14 protein-coding genes are annotated in these 16,926 nt (G+C 70.6%); 9 read left to right on the top strand and 5 right to left on the bottom strand.

Going from position 1 to position 16,926, the window contains the following annotated elements; genetic code table 11:
• Nucleotides 1-2: 2 nt before the first annotated feature.
• From WS49_RS11295 to WS49_RS11275, 5 genes are all read left to right on the top strand, one after another.
• Nucleotides 3-1,328: an ABC transporter substrate-binding protein gene (locus WS49_RS11295; RefSeq protein WP_059527901.1), complete on the top strand. Its 1,326-nt coding sequence runs from the start codon at nt 3-5 to the stop codon at nt 1,326-1,328.
• A gap of 102 nt (nt 1,329-1,430) precedes the next feature.
• Nucleotides 1,431-2,378, top strand: coding sequence for a carbohydrate ABC transporter permease (locus tag WS49_RS11290; protein WP_059527898.1), 948 nt, complete (start codon nt 1,431-1,433; stop codon nt 2,376-2,378).
• The gene (locus WS49_RS11285) at nt 2,375-3,226 is read left to right on the top strand and encodes a carbohydrate ABC transporter permease (protein WP_059527895.1); all 852 of its coding nucleotides are present in this window, start codon (nt 2,375-2,377) and stop codon (nt 3,224-3,226) included. Before WS49_RS11290 ends, WS49_RS11285 begins: the two co-directional genes overlap by 4 nt.
• A complete protein-coding gene (locus WS49_RS11280) occupies nt 3,223-3,951 on the top strand; it encodes an HAD family hydrolase (protein WP_059527892.1) in 729 nt (242 codons plus the stop codon). Before WS49_RS11285 ends, WS49_RS11280 begins: the two co-directional genes overlap by 4 nt.
• Before the next feature lie 59 nt (nt 3,952-4,010).
• Nucleotides 4,011-5,120, top strand: coding sequence for an ABC transporter ATP-binding protein (locus WS49_RS11275; protein WP_059528326.1), 1,110 nt, complete (start codon nt 4,011-4,013; stop codon nt 5,118-5,120).
• Between the two features lie 13 nt (nt 5,121-5,133).
• Here WS49_RS11275 and WS49_RS11270 read toward each other — a convergent pair whose 3' ends face one another.
• Nucleotides 5,134-6,018 carry a LysR family transcriptional regulator gene (locus WS49_RS11270; RefSeq protein ID WP_059527889.1) on the bottom strand — a complete coding sequence of 295 codons (885 nt, stop codon included), beginning with the start codon at nt 6,016-6,018 and terminating at the stop codon, nt 5,134-5,136.
• Between the two features lie 113 nt (nt 6,019-6,131).
• Between WS49_RS11270 and WS49_RS11265 the strand changes: the two genes are divergently transcribed.
• Together WS49_RS11265 and WS49_RS11260 are read left to right on the top strand one after the other, a co-directional pair.
• Entirely contained in the window at nt 6,132-7,328 is a 1,197-nt protein-coding gene (locus tag WS49_RS11265; RefSeq protein WP_059527885.1) for a serine hydrolase domain-containing protein, read from the top strand.
• The gene (locus WS49_RS11260) at nt 7,325-8,563 is read left to right on the top strand and encodes an MFS transporter (protein WP_059527882.1); all 1,239 of its coding nucleotides are present in this window, start codon (nt 7,325-7,327) and stop codon (nt 8,561-8,563) included. The genes WS49_RS11265 and WS49_RS11260 overlap by 4 nt, the downstream gene beginning before the upstream one ends.
• Nucleotides 8,564-8,576: 13 nt before the next feature.
• Here WS49_RS11260 and WS49_RS11255 read toward each other — a convergent pair whose 3' ends face one another.
• The 4 genes from WS49_RS11255 to WS49_RS11240 form a co-directional block, all read right to left on the bottom strand.
• Nucleotides 8,577-9,584 carry a sugar-binding transcriptional regulator gene (locus WS49_RS11255; RefSeq protein WP_175911239.1) on the bottom strand — a complete coding sequence of 336 codons (1,008 nt, stop codon included), beginning with the start codon at nt 9,582-9,584 and terminating at the stop codon, nt 8,577-8,579.
• Nucleotides 9,585-9,635: 51 nt separating this feature from the next.
• On the bottom strand, nt 9,636-11,117 hold the full coding sequence (gene xylB, locus WS49_RS11250) for a xylulokinase (RefSeq protein WP_059527879.1): 1,482 nt from the start codon (nt 11,115-11,117) through the stop codon (nt 9,636-9,638).
• Nucleotides 11,118-11,243: 126 nt separating this feature from the next.
• A complete protein-coding gene (dalD, locus tag WS49_RS11245; RefSeq protein ID WP_059527876.1) occupies nt 11,244-12,638 on the bottom strand; it encodes a D-arabinitol 4-dehydrogenase in 1,395 nt (464 codons plus the stop codon).
• Nucleotides 12,639-12,811: 173 nt separating this feature from the next.
• A complete protein-coding gene (locus WS49_RS11240; RefSeq protein WP_059527874.1) occupies nt 12,812-13,723 on the bottom strand; it encodes a LysR family transcriptional regulator in 912 nt (303 codons plus the stop codon).
• Between the two features lie 99 nt (nt 13,724-13,822).
• On the opposite strand from WS49_RS11240, the gene mdlC reads away from it, so the two are divergent.
• Both mdlC and WS49_RS11230 read left to right on the top strand, forming a co-directional pair.
• Nucleotides 13,823-15,439, top strand: a complete 1,617-nt coding sequence (gene mdlC, locus WS49_RS11235; protein WP_059527872.1) for a benzoylformate decarboxylase — start codon at nt 13,823-13,825, stop codon at nt 15,437-15,439.
• Between the two features lie 29 nt (nt 15,440-15,468).
• Nucleotides 15,469-16,920: an aldehyde dehydrogenase family protein gene (locus WS49_RS11230; RefSeq protein WP_059527869.1), complete on the top strand. Its 1,452-nt coding sequence runs from the start codon at nt 15,469-15,471 to the stop codon at nt 16,918-16,920.
• Nucleotides 16,921-16,926: the final 6 nt, after the last annotated feature.

Raw genomic sequence — 16,926 nt, 5'->3', positions numbered from 1 at the left:
CCATGCAACGAAAGATGCTCGATGCCGCCGCACGCTGCTTCGCCGGAGCCGCGCTCGCGACGGCCGCGTGCGCGGCGTCCGCCGGCACGCTGACGATCGCGACGCTGAACAACCCGGACATGATCGAGTTGAAGAAGCTGTCGCCGGCGTTCGAGAAGGCGAACCCGGACATCAAGCTGAACTGGGTGATCCTCGAGGAAAACGTGCTGCGCCAGCGCGCGACGACCGACATCACGACCGGCAGCGGCCAGTTCGACGTGATGGCGATCGGCACGTACGAGACGCCGCAGTGGGGCAAGCGCGGCTGGCTCGCGCCGATGACGGGCCTGCCCGCCGACTACGACCTGAACGACATCGTGAAGACGGCGCGCGACAGCCTGTCGTACAACGGCCAGCTGTATGCGCTGCCGTTCTACGTCGAAAGCTCGATGACGTTCTACCGCAAGGACCTGTTCGCGGCGAAGGGGCTGAAGATGCCCGACCAGCCGACCTACGACCAGATCGCCGAATTCGCGGACAAGCTCACCGACAAGGCGAAGGGCACCTACGGCATCTGCCTGCGCGGCAAGGCCGGGTGGGGCGAGAACATGGCGTACGTGTCGACGGTCGTGAACACGTTCGGCGGGCGCTGGTTCGACGAGAACTGGAACGCGCAGCTGACGTCGCCGGAATGGAAGAAGGCGATCAATTTCTACGTGAACCTGCTGAAGAAAGACGGCCCGCCGGGAGCAAGCTCGAACGGCTTCAACGAGAATCTGACCCTGACCGCATCGGGCAAGTGCGCGATGTGGATCGATGCGACGGTCGCGGCCGGGATGCTCTATAACAAACAGCAGTCGCAGGTCGCCGACAAGATCGGCTTCGCGGCCGCGCCGGTCGCCGCCACGCCGAAGGGCTCGCACTGGCTGTGGGCATGGGCGCTGGCCGTGCCGAAGACGTCGAAGCAGCAGGACGCCGCGCGCAAGTTCATCGCGTGGGCGACGTCGAAGCAGTACATCGAGATGGCCGGCAAGGACGAAGGCTGGGCGTCGGTGCCGCCGGGCACGCGCGCGTCGACCTACCAGCGCCCCGAGTACAAGGCCGCCGCGCCGTTCTCGGACTTCGTGCTGAAGGCGATCGAGACGGCCGACCCGAACGATCCGTCGCTGAAGAAGGTGCCGTACACGGGCGTGCAGTATGTCGGGATTCCTGAATTCCAGTCGTTCGGCACGGTGGTCGGACAGGCGATCGCGGGTGCGGTGGCCGGCCAGATGACGGTCGACCAGGCGCTCGCCGCCGGGCAGGCCGCCGCCGATCGCGCGGTGCGTCAGGCCGGCTACAAGAAGTAACGCGGCCCGCACCGTGCGCGCCGCCGCGCACGGTGCACGTCGCCGAAGCAGACAGGCCGGGCGGCCGTTCGCGCCCGCGCCTCAACCGGAGGGACTCCGATCATGCGTCATTTGCGTCTTCCCCTGAGCCACGCGCCGTCGGTCGGCGACGCGTCGTCGCCGCCGGGCGCGCCGCGCCGCGCGCGCGGCGGCGCCAGCTGGCTCGTGTCGCCGTCCGTCGCGGTGCTGCTGCTGTGGATGTCGATCCCGCTCGCGATGACGATCTGGTATTCGTTCTCGCGCTACAACCTGCTGAACCCGGACGTGAAAGGCTTTGCCGGGTTCGACAACTACCGCTTCCTCGCGACCGATCCGTCGTTCCTGCCCGCGATCTGGCACACGCTCGTGCTGATCGGCGCGGTGCTCGCGATCACCGTGGTCGGCGGCGTGCTGATGGCCGTGCTGTTCGACCGCAAGTTCTACGGGCAGGGCGTGGCGCGCCTGCTCGTGATCGCGCCGTTCTTCGTGATGCCGACGGTCGCCGCGCTGATCTGGAAGAACATGATCCTGCATCCGGTGTACGGGCTCGTCGCGAACGCGATGCGCGCGCTCGGGATGACGCCGATCGACTGGTTCGCCGACTACCCGCTCACCGCCGTGATCATCATCGTCGCGTGGCAGTGGCTGCCGTTCGCGTTCCTGATCCTGTTCACCGCGATCCAGTCGCTCGACCAGGAGCAGAAGGAAGCCGCGCGCATCGACGGCGCGGGCGCGATCGCGATGTTCTTCTACATCACGCTGCCGCACCTGAAGCGCGCGATCGCCGTGGTCGTGATGATGGAGACGATCTTCCTGCTGTCGATCTTCGCGGAGATCTACACGACGACGGGCGGCGGCCCCGGCAACGCGACGACCAACCTGTCGTACCTGATCTATGCGCTCGGCCTGCAGCAGTTCGACGTCGGCCTCGCATCCGCGGGCGGGATCATCGCCGTCGTGGTCGCGAACGTCGTGTCGTTCTTCCTGGTGCGGATGCTCGCGCGCAACCTGAAGGGGGAGTACGAGAAATGAGCGACCTGACTTTCGAAGGCCGGCGCGCGCCGGCCGCGTTCGCCCTCGTGCGGCGTGCGCTGCCCGGCGCGCTCGCGTGGCTGCTCGCGCTGCTGCTGTTCTTCCCGATCTTCTGGATGGCGATCACCGCGTTCAAGACCGAGCAGCAGGCGTACGCGTCATCGCTGTTCTTCATGCCGACGCTCGACAGCTTCCGCGAGGTGTTCGCGCGCAGCAACTACTTCGCGTTCGCGTGGAATTCGGTGCTGATCTCGGCCGGCGTCACCGTGATTTCGCTGCTGCTCGCCGTGCCTGCGGCTTATGCAATGGCGTTCTTCCCGAACCACCGCACGCAGAAGGTGCTGCTGTGGATGCTGTCGACCAAGATGATGCCGTCGGTCGGCGTGCTCGTGCCGATCTACCTGCTGTGGAAGAACGCGGGGCTGCTCGATACCGTGTCGGGCCTCGTGATCGTGTACACGCTGATCAACCTGCCGATCGCGGTCTGGATGACCTTCACGTATTTCAACGAGATCCCGAAGGACATCCTCGAAGCCGGGCGCATCGACGGCGCGTCGACGTGGCAGGAGATCGTCTATCTGCTGATGCCGATGGCGCTGCCGGGTCTCGCGTCCACCGCGCTCCTGCTCGTGATCCTGTCGTGGAACGAGGCGTTCTGGAGCATCAACCTGTCGAGCTCGAACGCCGCGCCGCTGACCGTGTTCATCGCGTCGTACTCGAGCCCCGAGGGGCTGTTCTGGGCGAAGCTGTCTGCGGCTTCCCTGCTGGCCGTCGCGCCGATCCTGATCGTCGGCTGGCTGTCGCAGAAGCAGCTCGTGCGCGGGCTCACGTTCGGGGCGGTCAAATGAGCGCGGCCGGCGAAGGCGCGGGCGGAAAAGGCGCGGTCGGCCACGGGATGAACGTGCTGATCTGCGATTGCGACGGCGTGCTGATCGACAGCGAGGCCGTCGCCGCCGACGTGATCGTGCGCGAGCTGGACGCGCGCTGGCCGGGCGTCGACGCGCGGCCGGCGGTGATGCCGCTGCTCGGGCTGCGCATCGAGCGCGTGCTGGCCGGCGCGAGCGAGGCGGTCGGCCGCACGCTGACGGCGGGCGACGTCGACGCGATCCGCCGCGCGGTCGAGGCGGCGGCGGTCAACGCGCCGATGGTCGCCGGCATCGATACGGCACTCGCCGCGATCGGTCTGACGACGGCATGCGCGAGCAACAGCTACCGCGCATACGTCGAGGCGGCGCTCACCCGCACCGGCCTCGCGCGTTTCTTCGGCGACCGGCTGTTCTGCGCGGACGCCGTCGCCAGGCCGAAGCCCGCGCCCGACGTGTATCTCGCGGCCGCACGCGCACTCGGCGCGGTGCCCGCGCAATGCCTCGTCGTCGAGGACAGCGTGACCGGCATCACCGCGGCCGCCGCGGCCGGCATGACCGTGCTCGGCTTCATCGGTGGCGGGCATGCGTCGGCCGCGCAGATTGACGCGCTGCGCGGGATCGGCGCGCGTCACGTATTCGACGACATGCACGAGCTGCCCGGCTACGTCGCGCGCTGGCAGGCGACCGGCACCGTGCTGCCGAATTAGTACCACGAACGATTGCGCCGCATCGAATGCGGCGCATCACGAACGAACGGAGACAGATCATGGCAAGCGTGCTCCTGCGCAACATCGCGAAGCGCTACGACGACACCGAAGTGCTGCGCAACGTGAACCTCGACATCGCCGACGGCGAATTCGTCGTGTTCGTCGGGCCGAGCGGCTGCGGCAAATCCACGCTGATGCGGATGATCGCCGGGCTCGAGGACATCTCGAGCGGCGACCTGCTGATCGACGGCGCGAAGGTCAACGACGTGCCGAGCGCGAAGCGCGGCATCGCGATGGTGTTCCAGTCGTATGCGCTGTACCCGCACATGACGCTGTACGACAACATGGCGTTCGGCCTGAAGCTGGCCGGCGCGAAGAAGCCCGAGATCGACCAGGCGGTGAAGCAGGCCGCGAAGATCCTGCACATCGATCACCTGCTCGACCGCAAGCCGAAGCAGCTGTCGGGCGGCCAGCGGCAGCGCGTCGCGATCGGCCGCGCGATCACGCGCAAGCCGAAGGTGTTCCTGTTCGACGAGCCGTTGTCGAACCTCGACGCGGCGCTGCGCGTGAAGATGCGGCTGGAATTCGCGCGGCTGCACGACGAGCTGAAGACGACGATGATCTACGTGACGCACGACCAGGTCGAGGCGATGACGCTCGCCGACAAGATCGTCGTGCTGTCGGGCGGCGCGGTGCAGCAGGTCGGCACGCCGAACGCGCTGTACCACGCGCCGGCCAACCAGTTCGTCGCGGGCTTCATCGGCTCGCCGAAGATGAATTTCCTGACGGGCACGGTCGAGTCGACCGATGCGACCGGCGTGCTGGTGCGCTTCGGCAGCGGCGAGACGCAGCGCGTCGCGGTCGACGCGGCCGGGTTGCAGCGCGGCGCGGCGGTGACCGTCGGCGTGCGGCCCGAGCATCTGATGGTGGCGCAGGCGGCAACCGGCGTCGCCGCGCGGACGATGGCCGTCGAATCGCTCGGCGATGCCGCGTATCTGTACGCGGAGTCGGCCGTCGCGCCGGACGGGCTGATCGCGCGGATTCCGCCGCTCGACACGTACCGCACCGGCGAGGCGCTGCACGTGCATGCGCAGGCCGAGCACTGCCACCTGTTCGACGAACACGGGCAGGCGTTGCGCCGGCTGAGCCCGCACGCGAAGGCGGCGTGACGGCCGGGCGCGGTCAGATGCGCAGGTGCGCGACCATGTAATCGACGAAGGCGCGCAGTTTCGGCGTCGGATGTCGCCCTGACGGCCACAGGACGTAGATCGGCGTGCGGCTCGCGACGTATTCGTCGAGCACTGCATGCAGCGTGCCGTCGTCGAGCGCGTCGCGCACGAAGAATTCGGGCAGGCACGCGATGCCGAGCCCGCGCTGGGCGAAGCACAGGCGGGTCTCGGCATTGTTGCTGACCATCGAGACGGGCACCACCGGCGGCGTGCCCGAGCGCGACGCGCGCAACGGCCAGGTCTCGAGCTTGCCGCTGCTCGGGAAACGGTAGTGCAGGCAGCGATGCCGAGCGAGATCGGCCGGCGTGCGCGGCGCGCCGTGCCGTTCGAGATAGCCGGGCGACGCGACGAGGTGCTGCCGGAAATGGCCGAGCAGCCGCGACGACAGTCGCGAATCCGTCGGCCGGCCGGTGCGCAGCACCGCGTCGAAGCCTTCGTCGACGACGTCGACGAGGCGGTCGCTGAAATCGATGTCGAGTTCGATTTCCGGATACGCGGCCATGAAATCGGCGAGCAGCGGCAGCAGCAGCGTGCCGATCGTCGGCAGGCTCACGCGCAAGCGCCCGCGCGGCGCTTCGGCGCTGTGCGTCAGTTCCTGCTCGGCCGCGTCGATCTCGGCGATCACGCGCCGACAGCGTTCCAGGAAGCGCGTGCCTTCCGCGGTCAGCGTGATGCTGCGTGTGCTGCGGTGGAAGAGCCGCACGTTCAGCCGGGCCTCGAGCCGCGCGATGCGCTTGCCGATCGCGGACGCCGACAACCCGAGCGCGCGGCCGGCCGCGACGAAACTGCGCGTTTCCGCGACCTGGACGAACACGACGAAACCGCCAAGATTTTCCATGCAGGTTCCCGATTGCGGACATCGACGTCCGGAGTGTCCGGAACTCTAACCCGGTTTTTCTTATTGCGCTGGTTCCCTACGATGGGCGTTCCTTCTCTCTTCGAGGTCACGCCATGTCATCCCTGCCTGTCTCCGCTCGCCGCGCCGAACCGGACACCGCGCTGCCCGAGCGCCTCGATGCCGCGCTCGACCGCGCGCTGGCCGACGCGCGCGTGGTCGGCGCGGTCGTGCTGGTCGCCCGCGACGGCGAGCTTCGCTACGCGCGCGCGGCCGGTCTCGCCGATCGCGAGGCCGGCACGCCGATGCGGGAGGACACGCTGTTCCGGCTCGCGTCGGTATCGAAGCCGATCGTGACGGCCGCCGCGATGCGGCTGGTCGCGGCGGCACGCATCGAACTCGACGAGCCGGTCGCGCGCTGGCTACCCGCGTTCCGGCCGACGCTGGCCGACGGCACGCCGGCCGACATCACGTTGCGTCATCTGCTGTCGCATACGGCCGGGCTCGGCTATCGCTTCCTCGAAGCCGACACCGACGGCCCGTATGCGCGTGCCGGCGTGTCCGACGGGATGGACCGCGCGGACCTGTCGCTCGCGGAGAACGTGCGGCGCATCGCAGGCGTGCCGCTGCGGTTCGCGCCCGGCACGTCGTGGGATTACTCGCTCGCGACCGACGTGGTCGGCGCGCTGATCGAGGCGGTCGACGGCAGGCCGCTCGCCGACGCCGTGGCCGCGCTCGTCACGACGCCGCTCGGGATGACGGACACCGCGTTCTTCTCACGCGATGCGGCGCGCTTCGCGACGCCGTACGTGAGCACGCCGGGCGCGCCGCGGCGGATGGCCGACGACGATCTCGCGCCGGTGTACGACGGCACGGTCGGCATCCGCTTCGCGCCGGCGCGCGCGTTCGACGCGGCCGCGTGGCCGTCGGGCGGCGCGGGGATGGTCGGCACCGCGCGCGACTGCCTGACGCTGCTCGAGACGTTGCGCACCGGCCGCGACGGCTGGCTCGCGCGCCGCTGGATCGACGAGATGGCGCGTGTGCAGCCGGGCGCGCAGGACCTGCCGGACGCGCCGGGATTCGGCTTCGGGCTGGGTTTTTCGGTGCTGCGCGATCCGGCGGCCGCGCAGTCGCCGGAGTCGGTCGGCACGTGGCGCTGGGGCGGTGCGTACGGGCACGCGTGGTTCGTCGATCGCGCGGCCGGGCTGACGGTCGTCGCGCTGACCAATACGTTGTACGAAGGGATGCACGGGCGTTTCGTCACCGACGTGCGCGATGCGGTGTACGGCGTCGACCAACGGAGCGCGACATGAGCGAGTGCGTAGCCGTTTCCGATCGCGTGTCCGACCGCATCGCCGACCCGGCGTCCGGATTGTCCGCGCCGGCGCGCGAAGGCTTGCCGGTCGCGAACCTGCTGGCGCTTGCGACCGCCGGGTTCATCACGATCCTCACCGAAGCGTTGCCGGCGGGCCTCCTCCCGTTGATGAGCGTCGACCTGCGCGCGACCGAGGCGCTGATCGGCCAGCTCGTGACCGTCTATGCGCTCGGCTCGATCGTCGCGGCGATTCCGCTCGTCGCCGCGACGCGCGCGATGCGCAGACGCCGGCTGCTGCTCGCGGCGCTCGCCGGGTTCGTCGTGTCGAACGCGCTGACGGCCGCGTCGCCGTACTACGCGCTCACGCTCGCCGCGCGCTTCGTCGCGGGCATGTCGGCCGGGCTGCTGTGGGCGCTGCTGGCGGGCTACGCGAGCCGGATGGTCGACGCATCATTGCGCGGCCGTGCGATCGCGGTCGCGATGCTCGGCGCGCCGGTCGCGATGTCGATCGGCATTCCGGCCGGCACCGCGCTCGGCGCGATGTTCGGCTGGCGCGTCGCGTTCGCGGGCATCACGGTCGCGGCGCTCGCGCTGATCGGCTGGATCCGGCTGCGCGTGCCCGACTTTCCGGGGCAGCAGGCCGGCGCGCGCGCGCCGGTGCGCCGCGTGTTCGCGCTGCCCGGCGTGCGGCCGGTGCTGGTCGTGATGTTCGCGTACGTGCTTGCGCACAACATGCTGTACACGTACGTCGCGCCGTTCCTCGCGGGCGTGCGGATGGGCGCGCAGGTCGATGCGGTGCTGTTCGTGTTCGGCGTCGCGTCGCTGGTCGGCATCGCGCTGACGGGCGCATGGATCGGCGCCGCGCAGCGGCGGCTGACGCTCGCGAGCATCGCGCTGTTCGCGCTTGCGGCGGCGATGCTCGGCGCCGGGTCCGGCATGACGATCGTGTATGCGGGCGTCGCGCTGTGGGGGCTCGCGTTCGGCGGCGCGCCGACACTGTTCCAGACGGCTGCCGCGAACGCGGCGGGCGACGCGGCCGATGTCGCGCAGTCGATGCTCGTGACGGTGTGGAATCTGGCGATCGCGGGCGGCGGCATCGCGGGCGGGATGCTGCTCGGCGCGACGGGTGCGGGGGCGATTCCGTGGGTGCTCGTCGCGCTGCTGGCGGCGGCGTGGATCGGTGCGTGGCGCGCGCGCCGGCACGCGTTTCCGGCGCCGCGCGCGGCCGCGTGAGCGTGCGGCGGCGTCAGGCCGCCTTCGCCTCGAGTGCCGCGCGCGCGCAGGTCTCGTCGGTGACGAGCCCCGACAGCCAGCCGCCGCGCAGCGCGGCGATCACGGCGTCGCGCTTCTTCGGGCCGCCCGCGAACGCGATCGTCGGGCGCTTCGGCGGCGCGTCGAGCGCGACGCTCGTCACGCGCGCGCTGGTCGACACGTCGACCAGCTTGCCCTGCGCATCGATCGGCACGCCGAGCAGTTCGGCCACCGCGCCGAGCGCGGTCATCTCGTCGCGTTCCTGTTCGGTGATGAAGCCGTCCTCGTAGAGCGGGCAGTGCGGGCCGATATTACCGATCCCGACGAACGCGACGTCGGCCTGCGCCGACAGCGCGTCGACGATCCGGTACAGCCGGTGATTGCACCATTGCGCGCGCTCGGCGTCGCTGTCGGCGAACAGCGGCGCGGGCAGCAGGAAGTGCTTGCCGCCGGTTTTCTCGGAGATGTACTGCGCGACGTCGTAGCGGTTCGACGAGCCGTCGGCCGCGATCGCGCCGACCATCGACACGAGCCGGTGCTGCGGCCGCTCGATCTGCGCGATCTGCGCGACCGCGGCCTTCAGCGTCCGGCCGCTGCTGACGGCGATCACCATCGGTCGCGTCTCGTTCAGGTAGCGCTCCATCACCTGCGCGCCGGCGACCGCGAGCTTGCGGTCGATCGCTTCGGGCGCATCGGCGTCGACGGGCACGACTTCGCACATCGCGAGCCCGTAGCGCTTCGACAGCTGCGCGCCGAGGTCGAGACAATCGGCGAGCTGATGATCGACGCGCACGCGGATCAGATTCTTCTCGACCGCGAACGCGACGAGGCGCTGCGCGACCGGGCGCGACACCTGCAGCTTCTCGGCGATTTCGTTCTGCGTGTCGCCCGCGACGTAGTAGAGCCACGCGGCGCGCGTGGCGAGATCGAGTTTTTCTGAGGACTTGGACACGATAGCGGTTCGGTTCGGATCGGGGTCGGCCGTCGGGCGGCGCAACGGCATCCACTGTAACGCATGCCGGATGCGCGGCCGCCGGCCGCTGCGCGTCGCCGCTTACGCGAGCCGCGCGCGCGACGGTTCGTAAAGCGGGCGCACGTGGCGATACAGCGCGCGGAATGCGTCGAGGCGCTCGCGCAGCAGCGCATGACGGCCGGCGTCCGGCGCGTATTCGGCGCGCACCGGCGGCTTGGTCAGCACGGCATGCGGATCGCCGCCGACGGCGAGCCAGCCCAGGCGCGCGGCGCCGAGCGCCGCACCGGTTTCGCCGCCGCCGTGCCGGCATGTGCGCACGTTCAGCGCATCGGCGATCAGCTGCGCCCAGAACGCGCTGCGCGCGCCGCCGCCGATCAGCGACAGGCGGTCGGTTTCGACGCCGGCCGCATGCAGCGCGTCGAGGCCGTCCGCGAGGCCGAGCGTCACGCCTTCGAGCACCGCGTAGCCGAGGTGCGCGCGTTCGGTCGCGTGCGTCATCCCGAAGAACACGCCCTGCGCGTAAGGATCGTTGTGCGGCGTGCGTTCGCCGGACAGGTACGGCAGGAACAGCGGCGCCGTCGCGAGCGCGTCCGCGTCGAGCGCCTCGATTTCGGCGAGCAGCGCCGGCTCGTCCGTGCCCGTCAGCTTGCAGACCCAGCGCAGGCAGCTCGCGGCCGACAGCACGACGCTCATCAGTTGCCAGCGATCGGGAATCGCATGGCAGAACGCATGCACGGCCGATGCGGAGTTCGGCATGAAGCGGTCGCCGACCACGCTCAGCACGCCGGACGTGCCGAGCGACACGAAGCCGTCGCCCGCGTGGATCGCGCCGATGCCGAGCGCGCTGGTCGCGTTGTCGCCGCCGCCGCCCGCCACCACGACGGCCTCCGACAGCCCGAGCTCGCGCGCGAGATCCGCGCGCAGCGTGCCGGACGGCGCGTTGCCTTCGACGATGCGCGGCATCTGCGCCCGCGTCATGTCGCACGCGGCGAGCAGCGCGTCGGACCAGTCGCGGCGCGCGACGTCGAGCCACAGCGTGCCGGCCGCGTCGGACGGGTCGGACACCTTCGCGCCGGTGAGACGGAAACGCAGGTAGTCCTTCGGCATCAGCACGCACGCGGTCGCCGCGAACACGTCGGGCTCGTGCTTCGCGACCCACAGCAGTTTCGGCGCGGTGAAGCCGGGCATCGCCAGGTTGCCGGCGAGCGCGTGCAGATCGGGGGCGCGTTCGGTGAGCAGCGCGCATTCGTCGGCGCTGCGCATGTCGTTCCACAGGATCGCGGGGCGCAGCACGCGGTCGTCGCGGCCGAGCAGCACCGCGCCGTGCATCTGGCCCGACAGGCCGATCCCGCGCACCTGCGCGAATGCGTGCGGATGCCGCTCGCGCAGCGCCGCGAGCGCGGCGAGCGTGCCGCGCCACCAGTCGTCCGGATGCTGTTCCGCCCAGCGCGGGTGCGGCCGCGACACGCTGAACGGCGTGCCCGCGGTGCCGACCACCGTGCCGTCCGGGGCAAGCAGCAGCACCTTCACTTCCGAGGTGCCGAGGTCGATGCCGAGATACATGAGCGATCCGTTCCGTCAGTGAGGAGCCGCTACTTTAGCCGCACGCATGCGCACCTGCCAACGCAGGTTCGCCCGGATGCGCGGCCGCTCGCGGCGGCCGGTTGCGAGGCTGCCGGCCGTCGCGCGTCAGCGCTGCGCGAGCCATGCGTCGACGCGTGCGAGCCCGGCGCGCAGCGCGTCGAACAGCGCCGCGTTGCCGGCGAGCGAGCCCCACAGCGCGCGGCTCGCGCACAGCGCGACGACCGGGTCGTCGGCTTCGACGATCGCGCGCGCGGCGCCGTCGTCCATCACGCCGTCCTGGTACGCATACGGCAGCAAGCCGCGCGCCCAGCGTTCGAGAAAGCGCAGGAACAGCGCCGGCAACACGGCGGTGGCGACCGGCGCCGCGCCGCGTGTGAGCGATTCGGCGAGCGTCGGCGCGATGAAGCCGGGAATCTTCGAGAAGCCGTCGGCCGCGACGCGCTGGTTCGTGTCGAGCACGTACGGGTTGCCGAAGCGTTCGAGCACGACGTCGCGGTAGCGTTCGAGATCGAGCGGGCTCGGGCTGAGACACGGGATCACGTCCTGAGTCACGTAGTCGTGCGCGAACCGGCGGATCGCCGCGTCGTGCGTGCCCTCGTGGATGTACGTGTAGCCCGCGAGCGTGCCGGCCCACGCGATGCAGCTGTGCGTCGCGTTGAGGATGCGGATCTTCGCTTCCTCGTACGGGTGCACGTCGTCGACCAGCTCCGCGCCGGCCAGCTCCCAGCGCGGCCGGCCGGCCGCGAAGCGGTCCTCGATCACCCACTGGATGAACGATTCGCCCATCACCGGGCATGCGTCGTCGACGCCGGTGGCCGCGCGCACGCGTTCGCGCACGTCGGCGGTCGGGCGTGGCGTGATGCGGTCGACCATCGCGCTCGGCGTCGCGACGTTCGCATCGAACCACGCGAGCAGGCCGTCCTCGCCGCGCCGTTCGAGGAATTCGCGCATGCCCGCGCGAAAGCGCGCGCCGTTGTTGCGCAGGTTGTCGCAGCTCTGCAGCGTGAGCGGGCCCGCGCCGCGCTTCACGCGCTCGGCGAGCAGCGCCGCGAGCGCGCCGTACAGCGTCGTGCGCGCGCCCTGCAGGTCGGCCGCGAGATCGGCGTTCGCGAGGTCGAGCCGGTTGTGTTCGTCGAGGTAGTAGCCGCCTTCGGTCACGGTGAACGACACGATCCGGCAGGCCGGGTCGGCGCCGGCGTCGATCAGCGCGGCGAGGTCGATCGACCACGGCAGCACGCGCGAGATCGCGCGGACCGTCTCGTATGCGCGCTCGCCCTGCGGCGTGACGGTTTCGAGCGTGTACGCGCCGTGTTGCGCGGCGAGCGCGTCCATCGTCGCGCGCATGTCGTCGCGGATGTTGCCGACGGTCAGCGACCAGTGTTCGTCGGCCGGCACGGCCGCGTTCACGCGATGCAGATACCACGCCTGGTGCGCGCGGTGGAACGAGCCCGCGCCGATGTGCAGCAGCACGGGCGCGCGGGCGGAGGACGATTCGCTCATCCGGTGTCTCCTGTTCGTGCCAGTCTTTCCAGTCGAATACGATCATTTGCTCTTTATGTGAGCGAATGATCGTATTCGGGCGAACGAAAGTCAAGGCGGGGACACGGCATTTCGATGGTGCGCTGCGGCGGCGCGCGCGGCGGCGCGAATGCGGGGCGCGAAGGGGGGCGGTGTCAGCGACCTTCGCGCGTGAGCGCGACGAGTTCGTCGAGCAGCTTGCCGGCCGGCCCCGGCAGGATCCCGTGGCGGCGCCGGAACGCGGTGAGCGTGCGCACCGCGACGACCTCGCGCACCGGCAGCGTGTCGATCGTGCCGGCGCGCTGTTCGGCGCCGTACATCGGTTCGGCCATCCAGCTCAGGAAGCCGGCATGCGCGACGAGGCTCTTCAGTGTCGTGACCGAGCGCGTCTCGACCGCGATATCGGGAAGGGCAAGCCCGTGCGCGTCGAAAGTCGCGCGCATGTGGTCGAACGGCGCGGTGCCGCGCGGCGGAATCGCCCAGCGCGCGTGCAGCGTATCGGCGAGCGTCGGTGCGCGGCCGAGCGCGCGCAGCGGATGGTGCGGCGCCGCAACGATATGGCTGCGATCCTCCCAGCGGCACTCCGGAATCGCGACGATCTCGTCGGTGTCGGGCCCGTGCGCGGACAGCGCGAGATCGATCTCGTGCTTGTTCAGGCCTTCCGCGAGCCGGTCCCACACGCCTTCGAGAATCTCGACACGCAGGTTCGGCCAGCGGTCGAGCACGCGGCCGACCGCGATCGGCAGCACGAGGCTCGCGATGCTGCCCACCGTGCCGACCTTGATCGTGCCCTTCGCGAAGCCGCGCATCGCGTCCAGCTCCTCGCGCGCGTGCTCGGCCTCGTGCTGCAGCAGCGTCGCGTGCGGCAGCAGTGCCTCGCCGAATGCCGTCAACTGCACGCCTTTCGAATGGCGCTCGAACAGCGGCGCGCCGACCTGATCCTCGAGCCGCTTCAGGATCCGGCTCAGCGCCGGCTGGGTCACGTGCAGCGCGTCGGCCGCGCGGCCGAGGCTGCCGCACGCGACGATGGTCGTGAATGCCCGCAATTGTCGGAGATCGAAAGTCATGCCGAACCGTAATGGCTTTTCGCAAAAAATACAGTATCCGCGAATGACTCGCGCTTCGATACTGTGGAAACCGCCAAGCCACCAAGGAGACGCCCGAGCATGTCCGGCACCCCGTCCCATTCCGCCGCACCGGCCGCCCCGATCACCGTTCGCGATGCCGTCATCGACCTGTTTCGCCAGTTCGGCATCGATCGCGTGTTCGGCAATCCCGGCTCGACCGAGCTGCCGATGTTCCGCGATTTCCCCGCCGATTTCCGCTACGTGCTCGGCCTGCAGGAGGCCGTCGTGGTCGGCATGGCGGACGGTCATGCGCAGGCCACCGGCAACGCGGCGGTCGTCAACCTGCATTCGGCGGCCGGCGTCGGCAACGCGATGGGCAACCTGTTCACGGCGTTCAGGAACCGCACGCCGCTGATCGTCACCGCGGGCCAGCAGGCGCGCGCGATCCTGCCGTTCGATCCGTTTCTCGGCGCGACGCAGGCCGCCGAGCTGCCGAAGCCGTACGTGAAATGGAGCATCGAGCCGGCGCGCGCGCAGGACGTGCCGGCCGCGATCGCGCGGGCATACCGGATCGCGATGCAGGAGCCGCGCGGGCCGGTGTTCGTGTCGATCCCGGTCGACGACTGGGACCAGCCGGCCGAGCTGCTGCCGCGCCGCGACGTGAGCAGCGTCGTGCGGCCCGATCCCGATGCGCTCGCGCGGCTCGGCGACGCGCTCGATGCGGCGCGGCGTCCCGCGCTGGTGGTCGGCGCGGCCGTCGATCGGGCCGGTGCGTGGGACGACGTCGTGCGGCTCGCCGAGCGGCACCGGGCCAGCGTGTACGTCGCGCCGATGTCGGGGCGCTGCAGCTTTCCCGAAGACCATCCGCTGTTCGCCGGCTTCCTGCCCGCGATCCGCGAGAAGATCGTCGCGCGGCTCGACGGGCACGACCTCGTGTTCGCGTTCGGCGCGCCCGCGTTCACCTATCACATCGACGGCAGCGGCCCGCACGTGCCGCCGGGCGCCACGCTCGTGCAGCTCGTCGACGATCCCGGCACCGCCGCATGGACGCCGTCGGGCGACGCGGTCGTCGGCAACCTGCGGCTCGCGGCACGCGACCTGCTGGCGCGGCCGGCGCCGCCCGAGCGACCGATGCCCGCGCCGCGGCCGCCGCGCCCGCGCGCCGAAGCGCCGGCCGCCGGCGAGCGGATGTCGGTGGCATTCGCGCTGCAGACGCTCGCCGACGTGCGCGACGCGCACGACATCGTCGTCGAGGAAGCGCCGAGCGCGCGGCCGGTGATGCAGGCGCACCTGCCGTTCACACGCAGCGGCACGTTCTACACGATGGACAGCGGCGGGCTCGGCTACGGGATGCCGGCCGCGGTCGGCGTCGCGCTCGCGCGGCCGGGGCGGCGCGTGATCGGGCTGATCGGCGACGGGTCGAGCCTCTATTCGATCCAGGCATTGTGGAGCGCCGCGCAGCTGAAGCTGCCGATCACGTTCGTGATCCTGAACAATCGGCGCTACGCGGCGCTGCAGGATTTCGCGCCCGTGTTCGGCTTCGGCCCCGACGACCCGGTGCAGGGCACCGATCTGCCCGATCTGGATTTCGTCGCGCTCGCGCAGGGGATGGGGTGCCGCGGCATCCGCGTCGCCGATGCCGCGCGCCTGCACGACACGCTGACCGATGCGCTGCGGGCCGATACGCCCGTCGTCATCGACGTCGAGGTTGCCTGACGCGCGTTGCGCGTCGTTCCGGAGAATCCATGCAAACCGTATCGATGCTGATCGGCGGCGAACGCCGCCATTCGTCCAGCGGCGCGACCTTCATGCGCCGCAACCCGCTCGACGGCGAAGTCGCGTCGGCCGCGCCCGCGGGCACGGTCGACGATGCGCGCGCGGCGGCCGACGCGGCCGCTCGCGCATTTCCCGAATGGGCCGCGCTCGGCCCCGGCGCGCGCCGCGCGCTGCTGCTGAAGGCTGCCGCCGCGCTCGAAGCGAAGCACGAGCAGTTCGTCGCCGCGATGGCGGCCGAAACCGGCGCGTCGGCGCTGTGGGCAGGCTTCAACGTGCACCTTGCCGCCAGCGGGCTCGTCGAGGCCGCGTCGCTGACCACGCAGGTCGGCGGCGAGCTGATCCCGTCCGACGTGCCCGGTTCGCTCGCGATGGGCGTACGGCAGCCGGCCGGCGTGGTGCTCGGCATCGCGCCGTGGAACGCGCCGGTGATCCTCGCGACGCGTGCGCTCGCGCTGCCGCTCGCTTGCGGCAACACGGTCGTGCTGAAGGGCTCCGAGCTGTGCCCCGTCACGCACGGGCTGATCGTCGAGGCCCTGCAGGAGGCCGGGCTGCCGCCGGGCGTCGTCAACTTCGTGACGAACGCGCCCGAGGATGCGGGCGCCGTCGTCGACGCGTTGATCGCCCATCCGGCCGTGCGCCGCGTGAATTTCACCGGCTCGACGCGCGTCGGGCGGATCGTCGCCGAAGCGTGCGCGCGTCATCTGAAGCCGTCGGTGCTCGAACTCGGCGGCAAGGCGCCGTTCGTCGTGCTCGACGATGCGGATCTCGATGCGGCGGTCGCGGCGGCCGCATTCGGCGCATTCGCGAATTCAGGGCAGATCTGCATGTCGACCGAGCGGATCGTCGTCGACGCGTCGATCGCCGATGCATTCGTCGCGAAGCTTGCCGCCAAGGCCGCGTCGCTGCCGCTCGGCGATCCGCGCCAAGGGCCGGTCGTGCTCGGTTCGCTGATCGACATGAAGGCCGTCGAGCGCTGCAACGCGCTGATCGACGATGCGCTCGCGCACGGCGCGACGCTGTTGTGCGGCGGCAAGTCGGACAGCACGCTGTTCCCGGCGACGCTGCTCGATCACGTGACGCCCGCGATGCGGATCTACGCGGAGGAATCGTTCGGGCCGGTGAAGGGCATCGTGCGGGTCGATGGCGAGGCGGCCGCGATCCGCTGCGCGAACGACAACGCATTCGGGCTGGCGTCGGCCGTGTTCAGCCGCGACGTCGCCCGCGCGATGCGGGTCGCGGCGAGCATCGAATCGGGCATCTGCCACGTGAACGGCCCGACCGTGCACGACGAGGCGCAAATGCCGTTCGGCGGCGTGAAGGACAGCGGCTTCGGCCACTTCGGCGGCAAGGCCGGCATCGCCGCGTTCACGGACCTGCGCTGGATCACGGTGCAGACCGCGCCGCGCCAGTATCCGTTCTGAGAGGCC

Source organism: Burkholderia sp. RF7-non_BP4, assembly GCF_001521935.1.
GTDB lineage: Bacteria > Pseudomonadota > Gammaproteobacteria > Burkholderiales > Burkholderiaceae > Burkholderia > Burkholderia diffusa.
This window is presented reverse-complemented; position numbering and strand designations above follow the sequence as displayed.